We start from the raw sequence: 23,193 nt of genomic DNA, 5'->3' as shown, positions 1-23,193 counted from the left end.
AGACGCCAAATCGGAATTTTGTTAGCCGAATTCAGGACAGCTGTCATCACTCCTGTCCGTCCTGCGACACTTCGGGCGCGTCCTTTTCGGCCTCCTGTTCCAGATCCGCCGCAAGACGGAAGCCGATGCGCCGGGGCGCCACGGCGGGCTGGGCCTTGGGCATGGCGCGCAGGATCACGGAGAGCTGGCTGACGTGCTGAATCAGCTGGGTCTTCGCCCCGCCGGCATCGGAACCGTAGAAGGTGACGATGTCGGGCTCGAAGAAGCCCATGCCCTCGATCCGCAGCACGCCCGCGTCGGAGCCGGCAAAGCCCATGGCGACCTCGTGCTCGGCATCGAGCGTGGATTCGAAGTTCTGGATGTAGAGGATCAGGCGCTCGTAGGCCCATTCCGCCGGGCTCTTGGCGCGCTGCGGCTTGGAGGTGACCTGCGCGGGCAGCTCCACCGCGGGGGCGAAGGCGGGATCGGCATGGGCCTCGTGGCGACGCGGGCAATGCTCCTCCGCCGCTTCGGCCACCGTCCTTATGTCCTCTCCCATAGCCACGCCCCGTCCTCCCGTTTGCGCCGTGTCGCCTGTCCGTCCTCGAGGAGGTAGTTCAGGTGGGCCACGGTTTCCACAAGCGCGAGGCCGAAAACACGTTCGTCGATGGCGCGCTTGAAGAGCGACGGGAAACACTCGACCGCGACACGCGGCGTGGCGAGGTGATCACGCAGCCGGGCGAGCGCCCCGTAGTGGTTCTCGGACATCTGGCGCAGGCGCAGGGGCAGGCCGGTGAAGGGCAGCTTGTGCCCGCCAAGGATCAGCTGGTCCTCGCGGGCGTAATCGGCAAAGCGGGCGCAGCTGTCGAGCCATTCCGCCAGCGGGTTGGCCTCGGGCTCCGAGGCATTGACGCCGATGTTCGCGCTGATCGAGGGCAGCAGCTGGTCGCCGCCGATGACAAGGTTGTCGTCGAGGCTCCAGAAGGTCGCGTGTTCCGGCGCATGGCCGTCGCCCGTGCGGATGACCCAGTCGCGCCCGCCCATGCGCCAGCGCTGCCCGTCCTTCAGGCGGGTGTAGCCGGTGGGGATGCGCCAGACCATGTCCTTGAAATTGAACGGCCGCTCGGCCCGCTTGCGGGCCAGCATCTCGGGGCTGAGCCCGGCCGCCTGCCAGTAGGCCACCGAGGCGGCGGTCGCCTCCGTCTCCTCGTCAAGCTGGAGCATCCGCGTGGTGAGCCAGCTGGTCCGGGTGGCGGCGAGCGGGGCGCCCTGCGTCTCCATCAGCCAGCCGGCGAGGCCCGCGTGATCCGGATGGTGGTGGGTCAGCACCACCTGTCGCACGGGCTTGCCCGCCAGCGGACCCTCCAGCGCCGCCTGCAAAGCGGCAAGGCAGCCCTCGGTCCAGATGCCGGTGTCGATGATCGTCCAGCCATCGCCCTCGTCCAGCGCGTAGACATTCACATGGTCCAGCGCCATCGGCAGGGGGAGCCGCAACCAGAGCACGCCCTCCGCCACCTCGATCGCCTCGCCCGGTGCCGGGGGAGTGTCCCAGGGTGTGCGGATCGTGCCCGCTGCGCCATCCATCATGTGCCGGTCAGCTCCTCGATGCTGAGCGCGTAGAGCCCCTCGGCCCCGGCCATCGCGTGGGTGGCCAATGCGCTGTGTTCCGGCAGCAGGCGGTCCACGTAGAACTGCGCCAGCTTGTGCCGGGGTCCCGCCTCGCCCTCCTCGGCGATGGCGGCCTTGAGGTGATAATACCCCCCCAGCACGCGGGCGAAAGCCCCCAGATAGGGGACGGAGCCCGCGAAGCGGTCGTTCATCTCCTGCCCGACCATCCATTCGGTGGCCTCGCGCAGGGTCTCGGCCGCCTGCCAGACCGGCTCGGCCAGGGTGGCGTGGCTGGTGCGGGCGCTCTCCGACAGGGACTGGATTTCCTCGAGGAGGCCATAGGCCTGCTCGCCGCCGTCCATCATCTTGCGGCCCACAAGGTCCATCGCCTGGATGCCGTTGGTGCCCTCGTAGATCGCGGTGACGCGCACGTCACGGAAGAACTGCGCCGCGCCGGTCTCCTCGATGAAGCCCATGCCGCCGTGCACCTGCACGCCCATGTCGGACACGCGGCACCCGACGTCGGTGCCGAAGGCCTTGGCGATCGGCGTCAGGAAGGCCGCGCGGGCGTTCCAGTCCGCATCGCCCGTGGCCCGGCCCATGTCCAACGCCACGGCGCAGGCAAGCGCGATGGCGCGCGAGGCGAAGATCTCGGCCTTCATGGTCAGCAGCATCCGGCGCACGTCGGCGTGGTCGACGATGCCGCCCGGCCCCTCGACCGGCGTCTTGCCCTGCTTGCGGTCCAGCGCATACTCCAGCGCCGCCTGGTAGGCCCCCTCGGCCGAGCCGATGCCCTGAACGCCCACGCCGAGGCGGGCGTTGTTCATCATGGTGAACATGGCGGCCATGCCCTTGTGGGGGGCGCCCACCAGCCAGCCCTTGGCCCCGTCGAATTCCATCACGGCGGTCGGCGAGCCGTGCAGGCCCATCTTGTGCTCCAGCGAGACGACGCGCAGGGAATTTGCCTCGCCCAGCGTGCCGTCATCCTTGGGCAGGTACTTGGGCACCATGAAGAGGCTGATGCCGCGCGTGCCCGGCGCACCGTCGGGCAGCCGCGCCAGCACGAGGTGGCAGACGTTTCCGCCGAAGTCGTGATCGCCCCAGGAGATATAGATCTTCTGGCCCGTGACGGCATAGGTGCCATCCTCCAGCGGCTCTGCCTTCGATCGCAGCGCACCCACGTCGGACCCGGCCTGCGGCTCGGTCAGGTTCATCGTGCCGGTCCATTCGCCGCTGATCAGCTTGGGCAGGTAGAGCGCCTTCATCTCGTCGCTGGCGTGATGTTCCAGCGCCTCGATCTGGCCCTGCGTCAGCAGCGGGTTCAGCCCCAGCGACAGGCAGGCACCGCTGATCATGTCGTTGAAGGCGGTGGTCAGCGCCAGCGGCAGGCCCATGCCGCCGAATTCCTCGGGCGCAGAAATGCCGACCCAGCCGCCCTCGGCAATCGCCTTGTAGCCCTCGTGGAACCCGGGCGAGGTCCGCACCACGCCGTTCTCCAGCACGGCAGGATGCAGGTCGCCATTCCGGCGCAGCGGCGCAAGGATGTCGTCGTTCAGGCGGGCGGCCTCGGTGAGGATCGCCTCGACCGTTTCGGCGGTCGCTTCCGCGAACATCTCGGTTGCGGAAACCTGATCGAGGCCGACGACCTTGTCGAACAGGAACGTGAAGTCGCGCACAGGCGATTGATACGGCATGGCTTGGTCCTCCCCTTCGGCACCTTGGCATAGCGGCTGAGCGCCTGTAACAACTGGGTGGCACGTATCGTATGAGCGCGCCCCCTGTCATCAACTGGAACGCAGCGTCATAGCGTCGCTCCACGACGTGGCGTCCGAAGGCCGGCACGGCCCGCGCCCCCATCCCTGATCCCGGCCCGAGGTGCCCTGCCCGATGTCCCAGACCCGTCTCCTGCCCGCCGATGACACCGGAAAGGACGGCGCCGCCGCCATCCTGCGCGCCGGTGGCCTCGTCGCGATGCCGACCGAGACGGTCTACGGGCTGGCGGCCGATGCGCGCTCGGACGTCGCCGTGGCGCGGATCTTCGAGGCCAAGGGCCGGCCGCGCTTCAACCCGTTGATCGTGCACCTGCCCGATATCGCCACCGCGCGCCGCCTGGTGAAATGGGATGACCGGGCCGAGGCCGTCGCGCAGGCCTTCTGGCCCGGCCCGCTGACGCTGGTCTTGCCGCTGGCCGAAAACGCCGGGCTGTCGCCGCTGGTGACGGCCGGGCTCGACAGCGTGGCGCTGCGGGTGCCTGCGCATCCGCTGGCGCGCGACCTGCTGCTGCGCTTCGGCGGCCCGCTGGCCGCCCCCTCCGCCAACCCCTCGGGCCGGGTCAGCCCGACCGAGCCTGCCCACGTGATGGAGGCGCTCGATGGCCGGATCGAGGCCGTGCTGGATGGCGGGCCCTGCGCGGTCGGGGTCGAATCCACGATCCTCGGCCTGACGCACGACACCCCGCGCCTGCTGCGCCCCGGCGGCCTGCCGGCGGAGGCTCTGGCGGAGGTGCTGGGAGAGATGCCGCAGCCGCCCGAGGCCGCGGCCGGGATCACCGCGCCCGGGCAGATGACCTCGCATTACGCGCCGCGCGGGCGGGTCCGGCTGGAGGCCATCGCGCCCGAGCCGGGCGAGACCTACCTCGGCTTCGGTCCCCTGCCGGCGGGCGCCGAGGGCGCGATGACGCTTTCCGCCTCGGGCGACTTGGTGGAGGCCGCCGCGCGGCTTTTCCATTGCCTGCATGAGCTGGACCGGGCCGGGGCCGAGAGAATCGCGGTGGCCCCGGTGCCGGATCGCGGTCTGGGGCGGGCGATCAATGACCGGCTGCGCCGCGCCGCCGCCCCGCGGGGAGGTCCCGAATCGACCTCCTATGCGCCGTAAAGCGATTCTGACGCCAAAGCACGTCAGGCGTGGCCGGCCTGCCCGGAAAGGTTGCGCGGGGAGATTCCCTGGGCCTGCATCGACAGCGCCCACTTCCGATCGTCGGGGGCGTGGAAGACCAGCTCCGCGCTCGCCTCGCCCAGAAGCCAGCCGTTCTCGGAAAGCTCCCGCTCCAGCTGCCCCGGCCCCCAGCCGCAATAGCCGAGCGCGACCATCGTCTCGAGCGGACCCTGCCCGCCCGCGACGTCCTCGAGGATGTCGCGGGTGGCGGTCAGGCAGATGCCGGGCCGCACGTTGATTGTTGAAAGGACAGAGGAATACTCCGCCGAATGCAGGACGAAGCCGCGCTCCGGCTCGACCGGGCCACCGGCGTAGACGATCAGGTCGTCCTCGATCCCCGGCTTGTCGATGTTGAGCTGTTCCAGCATCTGCGAGAGATGCACATCGCGGGTCGGATGGTTGACCATGAGGCCCATGGCCCCGTCCGGTGAATGGGCGCAGAGCAGGATCACGCCATGCTCGAACCGTTCATCCCGCAACCCCGGCATGGCAATCAGAAGTTGCCCTGTCAAATTGGAGATATCTGCCAAGATTCTATGCCGCCCGCGCAATGCCCTGTTCGAATACGTATCAGCATGATGCCAAAAGGCGTCACTGGCAAGCTGCTTCGCGATGTGACAATTCCCTAACCCGAATGTGAGTTGTCCGAAGGCCCGGAATGGCGCATCGATCAGGCATGAGCACCACAGTCCGACCTTCCCGCCGGAGCCGCCTTCTGGGGCTGCTGGCCGGGGCCTGCGCGGCCCTCCTGCCCGTCACGAGCCACGCCGAGACGCCCGGCCTGCTGGGCGCGACGGTCTCTGCCAAGCTGGTGGAGGGCTGGCGCCTGCCGGACGGCAGCCACATGGCCGGGCTGGAACTGGACCTCGCGCCGGGGTGGAAGACCTACTGGCGCGCGCCCGGTGATGCCGGCGTGCCGCCCAGCTTCGTCTGGCGCGGCTCCCGCAACCTCGACCGGGTCGAGGTGATGTGGCCCACGCCCTCGGTCTTCGACAGCGGCGGCTACCGCACCATCGGCTACAAGGACCGGGTGATCCTGCCGCTGCGGATCTATCCCCGCGATGCGGGCGCCGCCGTGCGGCTGGAGGGCGAGGTCGAACTGGGCGTCTGTCAGGACACCTGCCTGCTCACGACGCTGGACCTCGACGGTGCCGTGGACGGCGCCGGCACCCGTACGCCGGCCCTCGCCGCGGCCCTCGCCGATCAGCCCTACACCGCGCGCGAGGCCCGCGTCGGTCGCGTCAGCTGCCGGATCGCCCCCGCCGCGGATGGCCTGACGCTCACCGCCGAGATCGAGATGCCCTCTGCCGGGGGGCAGGAGATCGCCGTGATCGAGACGCCGGACCCGATGATCTGGGTCGCCCCGGCCGAGACGGCGCGGCGCGGCGGCACGCTGGTGGCCCGGACGGAGCTGGTGCACAGCGCCGGCGGCGCCTTCGCGCTGGAACGGTCCCAGCTGCGCATCACCGTGCTCGGACAGAACCACGCCGTCGATATCCACGGCTGCAAGGGCTGATCCGCCTCCCACCGCCGCCGCGATCCTGATCCGCCCGAGGCCGTCACCGGAAAATGCGCATTTTCCGGACCGTTTTCTTTGAAGAAAACGGGCAGGGCCTCGCCGGTCGTCTTCGTCCGCTCCGCTCCACTCAGCCGCAAGCCGCTCAGGCCCGCCCCCTCAAGCGTGCGGGCGACGCCGCAGGGCGACACCCCCGGCCCCGAGCGCGAAGAGCAGCACCGACAGCACCAGCGCCCCGGCCACGAAGACTGCCATGGCCGCCAGCATCGGCGCGGCCCCCGCAAGCGGCAGGGCCGCCCCCAGCCACGCGGGCAGCGCGCCGGTCACCGCGACCCAACCCATGGTCGCCGCCAGCCAGCCCAGCACCAGCACCACGCCCGCCGCCAGCAGCCCCTGCATGGCCCGCGCCGGGTGGCCACGAGCCCGCCCGCTGCCGCGCAGGGCCCGGCGCAGCGCCGTCATCTGGCGCCGCAGGTCGTGCTGCATCGCCATCAGTGCCGGCACCACCAGCAGCACGAGAAGCATCCCGAAGCCAAGGCCATAGACCAGCGTGATCACCGTGGGCCGCAGGAACTGCGCCTGCGAAGAGCTCTCGTAGAGCAGCGGCGCAAGGCCCAGCACCGTCGTCAGCGTGGTCAGAAGGACGGGCCGCAGCCGGTCCGCCGTGCCCTCGATGATCGCGGGGAAGAGGCCCCGGCTCTCGGCGTATTCGTCGATCGTTGTCACCAGCACGATGGAATCGTTGATGATGATCCCGGTCATCCCCAGCAGGCCGACGACGGTGAACATCGACATCGGCACATCCCAGAGCCCGTGGCCGTAGATCGTGCCGACCAACCCGAAGGGAATGATCGCCATCACGACCAGTGGCCGCGTCCAGCTGGAGAAGACCCAGGCCAGCGTCAGGTAGATCCCCGTCAGCACCATCACCAGCCCGGTGAAGGCATCGCCAAGGAACTCGTCCTCCTGCTCGCTCAGCCCCGCCATGCGCCAGTCGACCTGATGGCGCGAGGCGACATCGGGCAGGATCTCATGTTCCAGTGCGCGGGAAATCTCGGCGGCCCGTGCCGGGTCGTCCTCGGAGATGTCGCCATTGACCGAGAGCACCCGCAGCCCGTTCTCGCGCCGCACGGTGGAGAAGCCCGACCGCCGCTCGACCCGCACGATATCCGCCAACGGGACATAGGCGCCCGAGGCGGTGCGCAGCTGGATCCGGGTCAGGAAGTCGGCGGTCAGCTCGTCCTCGGGCAGTTCCACGCGGATCGTCGCGCTGCGCGGCCCGTCGGGATAGGTCGCCGCCTCGATCCCGTTCAGCCGGTGGCGCAGGACGGTGCCCAGATCGGCAGTGGTGAAGCCCAGCACCTGCCCCTGCGGCGTCAGTTCGAGGATCAGCTCTTCCTTGTCGTAGGAGAGGTTGTCCTCCACCGCCGAAACCTCCGGATAGGGCAGCAGCGCCTGTTTCAGCGCCTCGGAGGCGGCCTTCAGCGTCTCGGCATTGGCGCCGTAGAACTGCACGTCCAGCGCATCGCCCCCGGGGCCGGAGCGCATGCCGCGGAAGGAGACGACCTCGGCCTGCGGGGTCTGCTGCACCTCTTCCTGGATATCGCCGAGGAAGGCGAAGCTGGAATAGGGCCGCAGGTCGGCGTCGATCAGCTCGATCGCAATGGAGCCCAGCAGGTCGCCGTCCTTGTTCTCGGTCCCCGAGAGGCCGCGCCCGGTGCTGCCGCCGACCTCGGTCAGGACATAGTCCACCGGGTTGCGGCCGTACTTCTCCTCGTAGCGCTTGGCGACCGCATTGGTGGCGCGCTGCATCTCGCGCATCATGGCAAAGGTGTCCTCGCGCGAGGCGCCCTCGACCATGGCGAAATTGCCCGAGATCGAGCCCTGTTCCGGCGAGTTGAAGAAGCGCCACGGCACGTCGCCACGGATGAAGACCGCCACCTGCGAGGCAAAGACCGCGATCACGAGGGCCAGCACCGGGTAGCGGGCCCGGATCACCCCCGCCATCAGCGGCCGGAAGAGCCGCAGGCTCATCCAGTCGAAGCCCCGGTTTACGAAGCGCGAGGGTGCGTCGTACCAATGCCGCTCCCCCGCGTGGGCAAGGGCATGGGACATGTGGTTCGGCAGGATCAGGAAGCATTCCACCAGCGAGGCCAGAAGCACCACGATCACCGTGAAGGGAATGTCGCTGATCATCGAGCCGAAGTGCCCGCCGATCACCGTCAGCCCGAAGAAGGCGATCACCGTGGTCAGCGTCGCCGAGAAGACCGGCATCGCCATGCGGCGGGCCGCTGTCTCTGCGGCGCGGATCGGGCCCTCGCCGTAGCGGCGCAACCGGGCATCGGCATGTTCACCCACCACGATGGCGTCATCCACGACGATGCCCATGGTGATGATCAGTGCGAAGAGCGAGATCATGTTGATCGTCAGGCCGGAGGCATACATCAGCGCGATGGCCGTCAGCATCGACACCGGGATACCGGCCGCGACCCAGACCGCCGTGCGCGCGTTGAGGAACAGGAACAGCAGCACGACCACCAGCCCCAGCCCCATCAGCCCGTTGTCCACGAGGATGTCGAGCCGCGCGGTGATCGATTCCGCCCGGGTGCGGATCAGGTCGATGGAGGTGCCTTCAGGCAGTGTCGGCTGCATCTCGGCGGCGACCTCCTCCACCTGGCGCTGGATCTTGATCGCATCGCCCTTCTCGGAGCGGTCGACCCGGATCGAGATCGCCGGGTTCTCGCCCACGTAGTAGGAGCGGTTGTAGTTCGACCCTTCCACCCGGATCGTCGCCACGTCGCCCACGGTCAGGTTGGAATTGTCCGCATTGGTCCGCAGCACGATGCCCGCGATCTGGTCGGCGGAGCGTTTCTCGATCCCGGTGCGGACACGGGCATTGGCCCCGGTCACGTCGCCCGCCGGATCGGCGTCCACCTCGGCCTCGATGGCATCCGCGATCTCGCGCATGGTGATGTCATGGGCGATTAGGTTGATCGAGGGCACCTCGACCACGGTGTTGGGCGCCGCGACACCCCGGATCGTGGTGCGGGTCACCCCCTCGGCAAAGAGGCGGGTGACGAATTCATCGGCGAAATTGCCCAGCTGTTCGGCGCCCACGGGCCCGGTGATCACCACGTCGGTGACCCGGTCGCGCCAGCCGCCGCGGCTGACCTCGGGGTCGTCGGCCTCCTCCGGCAGGTTGGTCACGGCGTCCACGGCGGTCTGCACGTCGTTGACGGCGCGGGCCATGTCCCAGTCCGGTTCGAACTCCACCGTCACCCGGGCCGAGCCTTCGCGCGACATGGACGACGTCGCCGCCACGCCCTCCACCGCCAGCAGGGCAGGCTCCAGCAGCTGGACGATGGCGGCATCCACGTCCTCCGCCCCGGCACCGTCCCAGCTGACGGAAACGTCGATGTCGTCGATCACCACGTCGGGGAAGAACTGCGCCCGCATCCGGGGCACGGCGGCCATGCCGAGGGCCAGAAGCACCACCAGCAGCAGGTTGGCGGCGGTGCGGTGGCGGGTGAAATAGGACAGGAGGCCCTTCGCCTCGCCCAGATCGCGCTCCTCCCGGTGGGCCATGGGTCAGCCCCCCATCCGGTCTTCGATCCGGGCCACCACCTTGGCGGGCACCCGTTGCTGGCTCAGCTGCCCGAGGATGCGGGCCTTCACGTCCTCCGGCATCCGGGGGTTGGCCTCGATCAGCTGGATCAGCCGGGCGCGCCGGTCATCTGTCAGCTCGATCAGCTCGGCGTCGTCCACGGCGGCCTCCTGCCGGGGCTCCCGTCCCGCCGGATAGACCGGGCGCACGCGGATGCCCGCGCCCAGAAGCGGCGTGCGTTCGGCCACCACGGCGCGGCCTTCCAGCCCGTCGCCGCGCACGAGGATATCGTCGCCCTGCTGGCGCACCAGTTCGACCATGACCGGCTCCAGCCGCTCGTCCGCGCCCACGACCAGCACCTGACCGGCGGCATTCATTGCCGTGGCCGGCAGACGGACCACGTTGTCGAGCGGCGGCTCTTCGATGGCGACGGTCACGAAATCGCCGGGCTTGAGGCCGCGCGCCTGATCGAGACGGGCATAGAGCTGGCGGCCCGACTGGCCGGTGGTCACCGCCGCGCTGTCGCGGCTGATCCGGCCCGTTGCCTGAAGCGCCACGCCGTAGACATCCAGCGTCACGGTCACCGGCAGGTCGCGCAGATCGCCGTTGGCATCCAGCAGCAGCGCGTATTGCGGGGTCGAGACCCGGAAGGCCACCTCCAGCGCGTCGCCGTCCACCAGCAGCGCCAGCTGTTCATTGCCCGAGACGAGGCCACCCTCGACGCCTGCCACCTCGCTGAGCGTACCGTTGAAAGGCGCGGTGATCGTCAGGTCCTCGAGGTCCCGGGCGAGGTCGGCACGGGTGAGCCGCGCCCGGGCGAGGGAGGTATCCGCCTGATCCACCCGCGCCTCGGCCTGCGCCAGCGCCGAGCGGGACGAGAGCACCGACTGCCGGGCCGAGGAGGCGGCCAGTTCGGCCTCCTCCACCAGCGCGGCGGAGCCGACGCCCCGGTCGCGCAGGTCGCTCTGTCGGCGGAAGGCCGCGGCGCGCAGCTCGGCCTGTTCCTCGGCGGCGGTGAGCGTGTCACGGGCGATCTCCAGCGCGCGCTCGGCGTCGCGACGCTCGGCCTCGGCATCCATCAGGTCTGCATCTGCGCGGTCGAGTGCGGCCTGCGCCGGGGCCGGGTCGAGCCGGGCCAGCACCTGCCCCGCGGTCACCGCCGCGCCATCCTCGAAATCCTCGGACAACTCCACCAGCCGCCCTGCAGCAGCAGCGCGGATCTGCAACTCGCGCCGGCTGGCGATGGCGCCGTAGGCCTCCATCACCGGGGCGATGCGTTCGCCCTGCGCGGGCACCACGTTGACTGTGAAAATCCGCTCCCGCGCCTGCGGGATGCGGGGTTCCTGGCTCATCCGGTCCTGCACCGCGTCCTTCACGAGGACACCGGCATAGAGCAGCCCCGCCAGGGTCAGGGCGAGGAGGAACAATCCAGTCAGGCTCTGGCGCAGGAAACGCATGGCACCTCGGTCAGGTCTTGAAATGGCTTACGGCCGGAACGCCCGGCAGGATGAGTCAACAGGGCAACGTCGCTTTCGCCAAGCCACGTTCCCGTTACGATCTTGAGTATAGGGTCCTACGCAGGCCCCTGTCATTTCCGTCGCAGGTGTTCATCGAGACGGGGAAAAATCTCGACGAAGTTGCAGGGCTTGTGCCGATAGTCGAACTGGTGGACGAGGATCTCGTCCCAGGCATCCTTGCAGGCGCCGGTGCTGCCGGGCAGCGCGAAGAGATAGGTGCCGCCCGCCACGCCGCCGGTGGCCCGGCTCTGCACCGCGGAGGTGCCGATCTTCTTCATGGAGACGATGGTGAAGACCGTGGCGAAGGCCTCGATCTCCTTCTCGTAGACATCGCGGTGCGCCTCGACGGTGACATCACGGCCGGTCAGCCCGGTGCCACCGGTGGAAAGGATCACGTCGATCTCCTTGTCGGCGATCCAGGTACGCAGCTGATCGGCGATGGCGGCGCGGTCGTCGCGCAGGATCGTCCGGGCCGCGAGGTGATGGCCCGCCGCCTCGATCCGCCCCACCAGCGTGCCGCCCGAGCGGTCCTCGGCCAGCGAGCGGGTGTCGGAGACGGTCAGAACCGCGATCCGGACGGGGATGAAGGGTTTTTCCTCGGCCATGGGCCTCTCCTTGAGCAGGTCGTCGATCTGGTTTCGGTATCGTGTCTGGCTGGTCCCGCAGAATGGGCCTTGGAAAGCGGCCCGGAACGGGGCGGGCGGGGCGCCGGGCGTCGGAGGCACGCCGCTCAGGCTCCCATTTCAAGCCCCAATTTCAGGCTCCCATTTCAGGCCCCCATTTCAGGCCCCGTTCAGCCGGGCACGGATCGCCAGCAGGTCGGCCCAGGCCTCGCGCTTGGCCAACGGCTGGCGCAGCAGGTAGGCGGGATGGGTCATGGGCATGGCGGGGCGGCCATAGGCCTCGGCCCAGTGACCGCGCAGCTTGAGGATGCCGCGCTGCCCCAGCCCGGCCTGGCAGGAGGTATTGCCCATCAGGATCAGAACGTCCGGCTTCACCAAGGCCACGTGGCGCTGGATGAAGGGCAGCATCATCGCGATTTCCTTCGGCTCGGGATCGCGGTTCTGCGGCGGACGCCAGGGCACCACGTTGGTGATGTAGACCGCCTTGGCCGGGTCGTCGGAGCGGCGGTCCATGCCGATCGCGCCCAGCATCCGGTCGAGCAGCTGGCCCGCGCGGCCGACGAAGGGCTTGCCCTCGCGGTCCTCGTCGCGGCCCGGGGCCTCGCCGATGATCATCAGTTTCGCGCCCGGGTGGCCGTCGCTGAAGACCAGCGACTTGGCCCCCTGCTTGAGCGCGCAATGTTCATAGCCCGCCAGCGCCGCCTGCAGCGCCTCGAGGCTGCCGCACTGCTGGGCCGCATGGCGGGCGATCTCCACCGCGTCGGGTTCGGCCCGGTTGACGGGGGGCGGCGGCGCGACGGGGCGGCCGTCCTTCGTCTTGGGGGCCACGGCGGCGGGCTCGGCCTTGGGCAGCTCGAAGCGGTTCACCGGCGCATCGAGGATCGCCTCGGTCGCGCCGAGTTCCACCTGCCATTCCAGCAGGGCCTTTGCCATGTGCCAGTCGAGTGCCGAATCCATGACGGTCAAACTATCGTGCCTTGGCCGGGGTTTGAATGCTCGTTGTTGGGGCACGCCTCGGGCGCGCAGGGGGCTGTCTGCCCCCGGCCCCTGTGGGGCCATCCCCCGAGGATACTCGGGGCAAGAAAATGAAGCGCGTCACGCGCGGCGCAGCCAGTGCAGCATCTCCTCGGCCCCGCGGGCGGGGGTGAGGCCCCCTGCGCTGACCTCCGCCGCGAGATCGGCCATCCGAGTGCGGGCCTCGGGCGTGTCGAGCTGGGACAGCAGCGCGTTGCGCACGTCCTCGCGGAACCAGTAGCGCGCCTGCGCCGCACGCATGCCGTCGAAATGGCCGCTCTCGCGGCGCCATGCGGTGAGGGCCTGCATCTCGTCCCAGGCGGTCTGGAGGCCGGTTTCCTCCATGGCGGAGACCATCATCGCCTTGGGAAAGCCCTGCGGATCCTGCGGACGCTTGCGCAGCAGGCGCAGGGCCCCGGCGTAGTCCGAACAGGTGCGGGTCGCGACCGGCTTGAGATCGCCGTCGGCCTTGTTCACGAGGATGATGTCGGCCATCTCCATGATCCCGCGCTTGACGCCCTGCAGCTCGTCCCCGCCCGCGGGGGCCAGCAGCAGGATGAAAAGATCGGCCATCTCGGCCACCACGGTTTCGGACTGGCCGACGCCCACCGTCTCGATCAGCACGACATCGAAGCCCGCCGCCTCGCAGATCGCCACCGCCTCGCGGCTGCGGCGCGCCACGCCGCCAAGCTGGGTCTGGCTGGGCGAGGGGCGGATGAAGGCGTTCGGATCGCGCGAGAGCCGTTCCATCCGGGTCTTGTCACCGAGGATCGAGCCCCCGGAGCGCGCCGAGGACGGGTCCACCGCCAGCACGGCGACGCGCAGCCCCTGCGCCGTCAGCATCATGCCGAAGCTTTCGATGAAGGTGGACTTGCCCACGCCCGGGGTGCCGGAGAGCCCGATGCGCAGCGCCTGCCGGCCCGAGCCCGCAAGACGTTCGATCAGCGCGACGGCCTGCTCCCGATGGTCCTTGCGGGCGCTTTCCACCAGGGTGATCGCCCGGCTCAGGGCCCGGCGGTCGCCCGCGATCACCTGTTCCGCCATCTGTTCCGTGTTCACCAGCCGCTCCCCCGGGAGGCCCGGGCCTCCGCTCCATCCTGTGCCGCTCCGCAATATCGTCTTTTGCGCCGTGGCGAAACCGCAAGCGCCGCCTTGCGTCGCTCTGCCCCGGCAGGTGGGGGTGCGTGGCGGTGCATGGACGGGCGCGAGGGTGCCCCCGGGGCAGCGCGACAGGGTCAGGACGGACGCGCAATACCCCGGATAAGGAAGTATTATGCAAGGCTGGCTTGATCCGCTGCCGCGCTTTGCTTACGCCCTGCGCATCGGCCCGCGCGACAAGGGCCCCCTCAACCACAGGACAGAGTATGACGACCTATCCCGACACCCGGCTTTTCATCGACGGCACCTGGTGCGACGGGGCCGAAGGCCTGCGGATCGACGTGGTGGACCCCGCCACGGAGGAGGTCATCGGCCAGGTGGCCCACGCCACCAAGCCCGACATGGACCGCGCCCTCGCCTCGGTCGCGAACGGCTTCGAGATCTGGCGCGTGACGCCCGCGATGGAGCGGTCCAAGCTGATGCGCCGCGCCGCCGACCTGATGCGCGAGCGCGCCGATGCCATCGCCGCCATGATGACCGCCGAGCAGGGCAAGCCCCTGCCCCAGTCGAAACTGGAAGTGGTCATGGCCGCCGACACCATCGACTGGTTCGCCGAAGAGGCGCGCCGCACCTACGGCCAGGTGATCCCCGCCCGCGCCCCGGGCGTGCTGAACATGACCCACAAGGTGCCGGTCGGCCCGGTGGCCGCCTTCACGCCCTGGAACTTCCCGATCAACCAGGTGGTTCGCAAGCTCTCCGCCGCGCTCGCGGCGGGCTGCTCGATCATCGTGAAGGCCCCGGAAGAGACCCCCGCCTCCCCCGCAGAGCTGATCCGCTGCTTCGCCGATGCGGGCGTGCCGGCGGGCGTGGTGAACCTGCTCTACGGTGTTCCGGCGGAGATCTCGGAGTACCTGATCCCGCATCCGACCATCAAGAAGATCTCCTTCACCGGCTCCACCCCCGTGGGCAAGCAGCTGGCCGCCCTCGCCGGGCTGCATATGAAGCGTGCCACGATGGAACTGGGCGGCCATGCGCCGGTGCTGATCTTCGATGACGCGGACATCGACAAGGCGCTCTCGCTCATGGTGGCGCACAAGTTCCGCAACGCGGGGCAGGTCTGCGTCTCTCCCACGCGCTTCCTCGTGCAGGACGGCGTCGCCGACCGCTTCACCGAGGGCTTCGCCGAGGCTGCGGCCAAGGTGAAGGTCGGCGCCGGCACCGAAGAGGGTGTCGACATGGGCCCGCTGGCCAACAGCCGCCGCATCCCCGCGCTGCAGGAGCTGATCGGCGATGCCGTGGATCAGGGCGGCCGTCTGCTGACCGGCGGCAAGCGGATCGGCAACAAGGGCTGGTTCTTCGAGCCCACGGTTGTCGCGGACGTGCCGACCTCGGCCCGGATCATGAACGAGGAGCCCTTCGGCCCCGTCGCCGTGATCAACCGCTTCTCGGACCCGGAAGAGGCCTACACCGAGGCAAACCGGCTGCCCTTCGGCCTCGCCTCCTATGCCTTCACCACCAACTCCACCACCGCCGACCAGCTGCGCTCGCGCGTGGCGGCGGGGATGATGACGGTGAACCACCTCGGCCTCGGCATCCCCGAGGTGCCCTTCGGCGGCATCCTCGACAGCGGCTACGGCACCGAGGGCGGTTCGGAAGCGATCGAAGCCTACCTCGACACCCGCTTCTTCACCCAGGCGGGCTGACCCGGACGCGGCCATCGGGCCGCAGGATGGATGCAACACGCGGAGAGGGGCGCGCCGGCAGGCGGCGCCCCTTTTCTCTTGGCCGGGGCCTGCCCTGACGGTGGTCGCAGGGCGGCTCTCACGACACGGGCCCCGACCCGCTGCCACTCCGCGGTCCGGACAACGACGCGCGTGGGCCTGAAGCACCGCCTCCCGTCCGCCCCCGGCTGGACTCACTGGCTGGCGCCCGCCTGCTTTCGCCTGCCAGTGCCCGCGTCCTGCCCCCTCGAAACCGTCAGACCACCGGGCGTGACCCCGGCGCCTTGCCTCGCCTGTTCGCCGCTTGACACCGCCCGGCGGAGCAGGTCCCCTGCCCTGCGAGACAGCGCCGCGCGCGTGCCCGAGACACGCAGCCCCTCGCAGGATGGAGACGACCGCCGGATGAGCGCAGGATGACAGACCTCCGGATCGAGCGTCAGGTCCCGGTGCCCGACGACCTGCGCGTCGCCCGGGCCCGCAGCGCGCCGCACCTTGGCCCGCGGGTGCTGTTCTTCAGTGGCGGCAGCGCGCTCAACGGGATCTCTCGGCAGCTCAAGACCTACACGTTCAACTCCGTGCACCTGATCACGCCCTTCGACAGCGGCGGCAGTTCGCAGGTCCTGCGCGAGGCCTTCGGCATGCCCGCCGTCGGCGACCTGCGCAGCCGGCTGATGGCCCTCGCCGACGAGACCGTGCTGGGCCAGCCGGACATCTACGCGCTCTTCAGCTATCGCCTGTCGCAGGAGGCCGCGCCCGATGCGCTGCGGGCGGAGGTGGCGCAGATCGCCGCCGGCACACACCCGCTGGCCGTCGCCGTGCCGCAGCCCATGGGCGCGCTGATCCAGACGCTGCTCGGGCATTTCCTCGAGGCGGCCCCGGCTGGCTTCGACTACCGCAATGCCAGCATCGGAAACCTGATCCTTGCCGGGGGCTACCTCAGCCACGGGCGCAAGCTGGAACCGGTGCTGTTCCTGATGTCCAAGATGGTGGACGTGCGCGGCACCGTCCGCTCCGTGGTGGACGAGACGCTGCAACTGGGTGTCGAGCTCGCCGACGGGCGGCGGGTGATCGGCCAGCGGCTGATCAGCGGCAAGGAGGCGCCGCCGCTCGACAGGCCGATCCGGCGCTGCTTCCTCAGCGATGGCGCGGGCGAAATCGCGCCCGGCCTGATCCCCTTGCCTGAGCGCAACCGCAGGCTCATCGCCCGGGCCGACGTGATCTGTTTTCCGCCCGGCAGCCTCTATTCCAGCGTCATCGCCAACCTTCTGCCCTCCGGGGTCGGGCGGGCGATCGCGGCCCGTCCCGTGCCAAAGGTCTACCTGCCCAGCCTCGGCCCCGACCCGGAGGCGCTTGGCCATGACCTCGCCGCGCAGGTGGGGGCGCTCCTCGCACCGCTGCGGGCGGATACCGGCGCGGGCCCGGCGACGGCCGATCTGATCACCCACGTGCTCTGCGACAGCTCAACCTCCGAAACGGACTGCACCGCCGTCACGGAGCGCCACGGCATCCCCTGTCACCGGATGGCGCTGAAACAGGACAGCGCGCCGAAGTACGACCCGGTGAAAGTGGCCGAGGCACTGGTCTCGCTCGGCTAGGACCGGCGGGGACGCCGCGGTGCCGAGGGGATGATCCGGAGCGGGAAGCTGGTGACCCCGACAGGATTCGAACCTGTAACCTGCCCCTTAGGAGGGTTTCATCCATCTTTCGATTTTCCTTTACTATTCTGACTGTTAACGACTTTTCGCTCGTCGACTTGTACGCGATCTGTACGAAATCTCTCTCTTATATCCGCCTCATTTTGCTCGGCATGCGCATAGGTTTTCATCGGCAGAGAAGCGTCTGACCACCGTCCAGCCCTCGCTGCCTCCACCGGGTCCACACCTTGCCGCACAGTGAGCTCTGTGAAGAAACCATGGCGCCCCGCAGGGTGCGCCGAGAGATACGGGATACCCGCCTGCTTGCAGATCGTCTTCCAACGGCCATGGTATCCCGTGGGGCTGCCGTAACCAAAAACGCGCGCCTCCATCAGCTTGCCTGTCTTCCGGTTCTTCGGCCGCTTCGGAGGCAGGTTGGCAAGCTCAACCATCATCGCATGTGAGATCGTGACCCACTGCTCGGGATGGCCCTTCTGCGCTTTGAGACGGACGCGCTTGTTCATCAGATCGAGATCGCCAGGCGAGATAGAAACCGCCTGGTCGATCCTCGCAGCCGTTTCAAACATGAATCTGGCCAAGGCCGCATTCCACGGATCAGCAGCCGCGCCGAACGCAGCGATCCACGATTTGTCCGATGGGGTGCGCTCGACGCGGCTTTGCTTCCCACGGGCGACATCGTGGGCAATTCGCTCTTTTTCGGAGTATCGCTTCACCCGGATCGGATGACACTTACCGAGATCATGCGCGTTGTTGATGACAGCGCGAATAGGAGACACGACCTCGCGCCACATCGTGTCCGTTGCGGCGTTCGGTTTCAGGTCGCGTCCTAGTTCCCGCAGGTATTTTCCGGTGAAAATATCGACGGGCAGCGCGAGGAAGTTCACGCCTTGGCTTGCAAGCTCTTCCACGATGAAGAGTAGCCTCTTCGCCTCTGATGAAGTGGCATTGTAGAGCTTGATTGCATCACCCATCGTCAGCTTATCGGCTTCTGGACCAAGGAGGTAACGACGGATTTCGGCATCTTCGTAGGCTTCGATCCAGTCCCTTGCGCCTTTTTCCGTAGATGAGCCAGTGCTTCTCCGCACGTATCCGGAGATCGGCCGGCCGTTGTATTCGACGCGGCCAGACGCCCACCAGACGTTGCCTCGCAGCTTTGTCTCGAGTGGCATTCCAAGACCCCTCCCATCTGGTCGATTTGCTCGCCAGTGATAAACAATTTCCCGAATATCTTGTGCCCCAGGTCGAGCTTGTTCGCCTCTTTCCGGATAGTATCCGGTTCCGCCTTCACACCACGGCTTTTGAGGATACTGGACCATTCCTCACAGGTTTTACCGTCGTCCAATAGACGCGAACCAGTCGTCAACCCTTCAATCAACTGGGACTTGTTCATGTCCAACCCCACTCTTGGAGTGTGTTACTTTGACGGCAGTCGCTGCCGGTGCGGAGGCATGGCGGCTGGCCCTCGCGAACCAACCACCTATCGTCTCAAAGCGCGGCCTCTGTGAACAGCGACTCGACCCGGCGCACGACGTCCCCGGAGTTGATGATGATCGCAGCCCGAAACGGCGACAGCGCCGCGAGTTCCGCCAGTTGGTCCGGCGACACTTCATCGCCGCTGATGCAGCGCTCGAATTTCTGTGCAGGGAATGCCAGGAACTCCGGCGCGCTCCGCCGGTTGCGATATTCATCGACGACGATCTCAGCCCAGACGACCGCTTTCGACGGACGGAAGCCGACCGCCACCAGACTGGCGATCATCGCGAGCTCAACCACGTTCTCGCGGCTGAACTCGCGCGAGCGCCCTCGCGCGGTCGGCTGGTAGTCCGTGCGCAGCTCGACCCGCGCCAGCCAGTTTTCAGCATCCGCCCGTGCAAGTCCGAACTCTTCAGCAAAGTCATTAAGCTGCATTTTTCGCTCCATCACTCAATGAGCGAAGTTGTCTCACACTCCGCGCAATCAGTCAATGACCGAAAGTTCGAGCGCATGTCTACCAGCGCTGATCTGTCTCCATTTTGCTATCCAACGGCAAACCCTTTTGCCCGCTAGCCGCGCGCCAGATCGCGCTCATCAACTTACAGCTCGGAGTAGACGCCTGCTCGCGATACCCTTCTTGACCCAATGTAACTGTGGGCCCCTCGAGGTCCCATAGAACTTGGGCCAGCGCAGCAATGCCTGCCATGCTAGTTGGGGTCATCTCGATCAAGGCCCAGAACGCAGCATCTTCCTCGGCTTGTGCTGCTTGGCTCTCCGGCATGTCCCAGTCACCATTGCCAGGCAGGTCGGCGTAGCGATACCATTCGGCGCGCGCACTGACCCACTGTCTGTACAGCGGTAGGATCGGGTCTTCTACGTCAGCTCGGCCCAACACAGGCAAGGTGAGCATCGCGCCAGTAGAGGAAAACGTGGTCAGCATAGTGCGGCGAGACATGGTGGTGGCTTTGAACGTCTTCATGCTGCACCCCCAACACGGCGCAGGGCGCTTCGTAGGTCAGCACAGCAGACGCTCAGGTAAGCGGGGTCCACCTCCTCGGGCGTTTTGCCCAGGGCGTCATGGGCCAGCACGAGGGCGTCGTGAAACACGGCCCAATCGTCAGGCGACAGGGCGGAGTCCGGGCGGGTCGTTTGTTGGGTCATTTTGGTTCTCATCGTTGCGGCTTTCGAAGGCCATGCCAGCGACGGACTGGCGCCGGGGTGTTCGAAACCTCCGATGAGAGAGGCGTGACGTTTTTCCCGAAGGTCTTGCATAGCGCCACCACCCCGACATATGCTGTCGGTGGTCGTGACGCCGCCAAGCGGTCACGCATTCGCTGTCATCCGCGCCAACGGATGAAACCCTAGTCAGGTGTTGCAGCTATCATCGTCCGGGTTTCGAAGCCCACGGACACATTGCCCAGAAGACGCGAAACGGTCAATCCCCCTCGGGGGACTGGACTACCTATCGTGCCAATAGCGCGCCAGACCTTCAGCAGCAACCTGAACAGGCAGTGTGAGGAGCCGCGCACCGCAAGCTGGGCCGCAACGCTTCGCAGTCGCGCCGACGTCAGCACCGCGAGCTAGGCTTCAGGAGTGCCCCCACCTTGGACCACTGAAGTGTCCGCGCGCACGTTGATGGAAAATTAGCGTATTCATGCATAGAGAAGTAAAGCGAAGTACTTGACACATGGTTCGGCTTCGATTCTGATTCTCGCAGAGTTTAGGATATTGAACCCATGGTAGCGATTAAAACCGACGACATCATCCAGGAGCTCTTGGCACAGAAGTGCGCGGCGCTTGAGGACCAGCTTAAAGGTGAAGTAATCCTAATTCGCGCGCCGATGCAGATTGGCATCGACGACACGGTGAGGCGCGAGGTTGAGCATATTGCTGCTACCCAGGGGCGGCGTAACCAACTGGTGGTGGTCATCGAGACGAACGGCGGTAGCGTCGAGGTCGTCGAGCGCCTCAGCGACGTGTTCCGTCACCACTTTGACACAGTGATATTCGTGGTCCCAAACTTCGCCTACTCGGCCGGCACGGTGCTTTGCCTGTCCGGAGATGCGATCTATATGGACTACTACTCGGTTCTGGGGCCGATTGACCCGCAGATCTACAATCGCGATGGCAGATGGGTTCCTGGGATGGGCTACCTCGGGAAGTACAACAGCCTGATCGACAAGAGCCGAAACGGCGAGATTACCCTGGCCGAAGTTGAGTTCCTTGTCAGAAAGTTTGACCCGGCGGAACTCTTCACCATCGAACAGGCCCGCAAGCACTCCGCAGACCTGATCGAAGCGTGGCTTACTAAGTACAAGTTCAAGGACTGGACCCACCGAGAGACCGACGGGAGCCCAGTTGATGAGGATTATAAGAAGCAACGCGCAACAGAGATCGCCGAGCTTCTAGGGGATGCAACAGAGTGGAACTCGCATGGTCGAGGCATCCCGATGCGCGTCCTTGAGTCAGAGAAGCTGAAGCTCAAGATTGAAAACTTCGGAGCTGACGCAGGTTTGAATAGCGCTGTCCGAGAGTACTACGATCTTTTCATTGACTACTGTGGTAAAATAGGGTCTGGCGTCGCAATCCACACGAAGCATCGCCTGATCAACCTGGGAGGGTAACATGCACGCAAAGAGTGAAGCCGAGTTCGCAGCAGAACTGGCCGACCTGCGGCGAACGCTCGCAGATCAAGGCCGGACTGTAAAACCGGCACAGCGTGACGAAGTTGATAGCGGCATTCGTTGCGATTTTGACCTTCCGTACTCGACGCTACCCCCTCTTGATGGTGGTCGCTGGAAGACGAGTGCCTGAGCACAGCTGCCGGCGGAAGCGGAATTAGTCCGCGCACCCGTGGGCTGCCGCATGCTTCACGCGCGATGTATATGCAGGGTAGATGAAAAAAGGGGCGCAGGGCGCCCCTTTTCGATTGGTGGTGTGCCTCAGCTTTCAGCGCACTTCACCGCGAGCATCGCTTCGGTATCGAGCGGCGTCCCAAACACGCGGCGCCGGATGTACCACTTGACCATACCGGGTTCCGTGATGTTGTCATCGACGGTCAGGCACCGCGTTCAGCAGGCCGGTCGGCTTCTTCGTCCCGTTCCCGCTGATGAATGCCGCGCCTTCGGTGCTGATAATCTCATCCGTCACGGCATTGACGAACCATTCATCAATCGGGAACCGCGAGTCTTGCAGCAGCTCTTCGGTCGCCTTGATGTAGGCATAGACCGTGCCGCCGGTCGGGGTGCGCGACTCAATGGTCGGCTCGCCGGTTGCCGCGCGGGTATCGGTTTCCCCTACCCAACCGCTCGTCGCATCATTGTTGCCGATGGGGTACTTCATGTCCCCCGAGGCAACATCCATGACGTTCGCGAGTTGCCGCATGGGACTGCCGTCTTTCACGCGGCGGTTAAGTTCGCCGAGGATGAGTTCGGGCACCAGGGCGCCGCCTGCGGTGTCCGTGAGGCCAGACGCAGCTTTGGTTTCGGCAACCTCAAGTTCACCACGGATGCGGCTAGATTTCGGGTTCCGCAGCCACTTTTTAAACACCTCGAGGTGTTCGCGCTGTTCCGGAGTGCCGCGCTCGGCACTGCCCCCACGGCGGTTCCCGCTCGCGAGCATCTGTTCGAGGTCGGTATTCCGCATCTCGAGGGCCGCAAGCCGATCGCCGATCTTGCCCAGGTCCTCGCGCAGAGCAGCACCAGCGGCTGCCTTGCGCTCAATTTCACCAAGGGTTGCTTGAATGTCTTCAATGTTCATCTGTTAGCCTTTCAGCTTGGAGGCAGAGGCGCGCAGCAGTGCGCCGATCTCCGCCATGTTGGTTTCGTTGCCAGCAAGGGCAGGCCATCCGCCCAGGCTGAGTTTTTCTGCCGCCGCGCGCGCGAGTCCCGCTTCCCTAAGAAGGTCCCGCAGCTCGGTCCGCGAGCGGATCTCGAGCGATTTCACGGAATGAATGCGGGCCTTCGGCGCCGCCGGGATCGTTACGAGGCTGACCTCGAGAAGGTCGGCCTCAAGGATCCAGCGAGCCCCCTCGCGCCAGGTGGTCGCGCCGGCCGGAAGGACGAAGCCAATCGAGAGGCCCGTGGAGTCGCCCGCTTTCACATGCTCAAAGGCTTCCTGCCCTGCCTGCGTCTTGAGATTGAGTTGCCCTTCGGCATGAAGGCCGTCCGGGCGCTCCTCTATGCGCTTCCATGTCCCAACTGGCTTGCTGGGGTCATGCGCCCAGAGAAGCGCAGGCATGGTGCCTGCGGCGCGATGTGAGGCGATGGACTTCGTGAACGCGCCAGGTGCGATGCAATCGCCGTAGGAATCAGGCGTACCGCCGAACGGCGATGCCAGACCTTCGATGACGCCTTGCGGGCTGGCCTTCATTTCGAGGCTGAAGGCCGGTGACAGACGCGGCGAGGTATCAAATTTTTGGAGGGTCATTGAACTGCTCCAGCTCCACGACA

General features: G+C 67.0%; 19 protein-coding genes. 5 read left to right on the top strand and 14 right to left on the bottom strand.

The genetic code is table 11. The annotated features are described in order from the left end of the window. Positions 1 to 46: 46 nt before the first annotated feature. Genes ACX9MO_RS09805 through ACX9MO_RS09795 form a run of 3 tightly spaced genes read right to left on the bottom strand, consistent with a single transcriptional unit; the run spans position 47 to position 3,281 of the window. Positions 47 to 538, bottom strand: a complete 492-nt coding sequence (locus ACX9MO_RS09805; RefSeq protein WP_462214444.1) for a DUF6173 family protein — start codon at positions 536 to 538, stop codon at positions 47 to 49. Next, positions 523 to 1,566 carry an MBL fold metallo-hydrolase gene (locus ACX9MO_RS09800; RefSeq protein ID WP_462214399.1) on the bottom strand — a complete coding sequence of 348 codons (1,044 nt, stop codon included), beginning with the start codon at positions 1,564 to 1,566 and terminating at the stop codon, positions 523 to 525. Before ACX9MO_RS09800 ends, ACX9MO_RS09805 begins: the two co-directional genes overlap by 16 nt. After that, positions 1,563 to 3,281 carry an acyl-CoA dehydrogenase gene (locus tag ACX9MO_RS09795; RefSeq protein ID WP_462214398.1) on the bottom strand — a complete coding sequence of 573 codons (1,719 nt, stop codon included), beginning with the start codon at positions 3,279 to 3,281 and terminating at the stop codon, positions 1,563 to 1,565. Before ACX9MO_RS09795 ends, ACX9MO_RS09800 begins: the two co-directional genes overlap by 4 nt. Before the next feature lie 193 nt (positions 3,282 to 3,474). Here ACX9MO_RS09795 and ACX9MO_RS09790 point away from each other — a divergent pair, with 193 nt between their 5' ends. Beyond that, a complete protein-coding gene (locus ACX9MO_RS09790; RefSeq protein ID WP_462214397.1) occupies positions 3,475 to 4,461 on the top strand; it encodes an L-threonylcarbamoyladenylate synthase in 987 nt (328 codons plus the stop codon). A 23-nt stretch (positions 4,462 to 4,484) separates the two neighbouring features. On the opposite strand, the gene ACX9MO_RS09785 is transcribed toward ACX9MO_RS09790, so the two are convergent. Then, positions 4,485 to 5,033 (bottom strand): YqgE/AlgH family protein, encoded by a 549-nt coding sequence (locus ACX9MO_RS09785; RefSeq protein WP_315900529.1) that lies wholly within the window; start codon positions 5,031 to 5,033, stop codon positions 4,485 to 4,487. A 164-nt stretch (positions 5,034 to 5,197) separates the two neighbouring features. Here ACX9MO_RS09785 and ACX9MO_RS09780 point away from each other — a divergent pair, with 164 nt between their 5' ends. Beyond that, on the top strand, positions 5,198 to 6,037 hold the full coding sequence (locus ACX9MO_RS09780; RefSeq protein ID WP_462214396.1) for a protein-disulfide reductase DsbD domain-containing protein: 840 nt from the start codon (positions 5,198 to 5,200) through the stop codon (positions 6,035 to 6,037). A 159-nt stretch (positions 6,038 to 6,196) separates the two neighbouring features. Here the strand turns inward: ACX9MO_RS09780 and ACX9MO_RS09775 are convergent, their stop codons facing one another. The 5 genes from ACX9MO_RS09775 to meaB form a co-directional block, all read right to left on the bottom strand. After that, positions 6,197 to 9,622, bottom strand: a complete 3,426-nt coding sequence (locus ACX9MO_RS09775) for an efflux RND transporter permease subunit (protein ID WP_462214395.1) — start codon at positions 9,620 to 9,622, stop codon at positions 6,197 to 6,199. 3 nt (positions 9,623 to 9,625) lie between these two features. Further along, on the bottom strand, positions 9,626 to 11,098 hold the full coding sequence (locus ACX9MO_RS09770; protein WP_462214394.1) for an efflux RND transporter periplasmic adaptor subunit: 1,473 nt from the start codon (positions 11,096 to 11,098) through the stop codon (positions 9,626 to 9,628). A 131-nt stretch (positions 11,099 to 11,229) separates the two neighbouring features. Then, entirely contained in the window at positions 11,230 to 11,763 is a 534-nt protein-coding gene (moaB, locus tag ACX9MO_RS09765; protein WP_462214393.1) for a molybdenum cofactor biosynthesis protein B, read from the bottom strand. 177 nt (positions 11,764 to 11,940) lie between these two features. Beyond that, on the bottom strand, positions 11,941 to 12,738 hold the full coding sequence (locus ACX9MO_RS09760; protein ID WP_222494230.1) for a uracil-DNA glycosylase: 798 nt from the start codon (positions 12,736 to 12,738) through the stop codon (positions 11,941 to 11,943). 138 nt (positions 12,739 to 12,876) lie between these two features. After that, positions 12,877 to 13,839 (bottom strand): methylmalonyl Co-A mutase-associated GTPase MeaB, encoded by a 963-nt coding sequence (gene meaB / locus ACX9MO_RS09755; protein WP_462214443.1) that lies wholly within the window; start codon positions 13,837 to 13,839, stop codon positions 12,877 to 12,879. 320 nt (positions 13,840 to 14,159) lie between these two features. Between meaB and ACX9MO_RS09750 the strand changes: the two genes are divergently transcribed. Then, positions 14,160 to 15,596 carry an NAD-dependent succinate-semialdehyde dehydrogenase gene (locus tag ACX9MO_RS09750; protein ID WP_462214392.1) on the top strand — a complete coding sequence of 479 codons (1,437 nt, stop codon included), beginning with the start codon at positions 14,160 to 14,162 and terminating at the stop codon, positions 15,594 to 15,596. A 431-nt stretch (positions 15,597 to 16,027) separates the two neighbouring features. After that, a complete protein-coding gene (locus tag ACX9MO_RS09745; RefSeq protein WP_462214391.1) occupies positions 16,028 to 17,209 on the top strand; it encodes a GAK system CofD-like protein in 1,182 nt (393 codons plus the stop codon). A 98-nt stretch (positions 17,210 to 17,307) separates the two neighbouring features. Here the strand turns inward: ACX9MO_RS09745 and ACX9MO_RS09740 are convergent, their stop codons facing one another. The 3 genes from ACX9MO_RS09740 to ACX9MO_RS09730 form a co-directional block, all read right to left on the bottom strand. Continuing rightward, a complete protein-coding gene (locus ACX9MO_RS09740; protein WP_462214390.1) occupies positions 17,308 to 18,438 on the bottom strand; it encodes a site-specific integrase in 1,131 nt (376 codons plus the stop codon). A gap of 316 nt (positions 18,439 to 18,754) precedes the next feature. Next, on the bottom strand, positions 18,755 to 19,177 hold the full coding sequence (locus ACX9MO_RS09735) for a hypothetical protein (protein WP_462214389.1): 423 nt from the start codon (positions 19,175 to 19,177) through the stop codon (positions 18,755 to 18,757). A 79-nt stretch (positions 19,178 to 19,256) separates the two neighbouring features. Next, positions 19,257 to 19,721, bottom strand: a complete 465-nt coding sequence (locus ACX9MO_RS09730; protein WP_462214388.1) for a hypothetical protein — start codon at positions 19,719 to 19,721, stop codon at positions 19,257 to 19,259. 757 nt (positions 19,722 to 20,478) lie between these two features. On the opposite strand from ACX9MO_RS09730, the gene ACX9MO_RS09725 reads away from it, so the two are divergent. After that, the gene (locus ACX9MO_RS09725) at positions 20,479 to 21,366 is read left to right on the top strand and encodes an SDH family Clp fold serine proteinase (protein WP_462214387.1); all 888 of its coding nucleotides are present in this window, start codon (positions 20,479 to 20,481) and stop codon (positions 21,364 to 21,366) included. Between the two features lie 424 nt (positions 21,367 to 21,790). Here the strand turns inward: ACX9MO_RS09725 and ACX9MO_RS09720 are convergent, their stop codons facing one another. Both ACX9MO_RS09720 and ACX9MO_RS09715 read right to left on the bottom strand, forming a co-directional pair. Beyond that, on the bottom strand, positions 21,791 to 22,501 hold the full coding sequence (locus ACX9MO_RS09720) for a phage major capsid protein (protein ID WP_462214386.1): 711 nt from the start codon (positions 22,499 to 22,501) through the stop codon (positions 21,791 to 21,793). A gap of 3 nt (positions 22,502 to 22,504) precedes the next feature. Continuing rightward, the gene (locus tag ACX9MO_RS09715) at positions 22,505 to 23,170 is read right to left on the bottom strand and encodes an HK97 family phage prohead protease (RefSeq protein ID WP_462214385.1); all 666 of its coding nucleotides are present in this window, start codon (positions 23,168 to 23,170) and stop codon (positions 22,505 to 22,507) included. Between the last annotated feature and the right edge of the window lie 23 nt (positions 23,171 to 23,193).

It is taken from the genome of Pseudooceanicola profundus (assembly GCF_054919315.1).
Note: the sequence above shows the minus strand (reverse complement) of the source record. Positions and strands in the feature narration are given on the sequence as shown.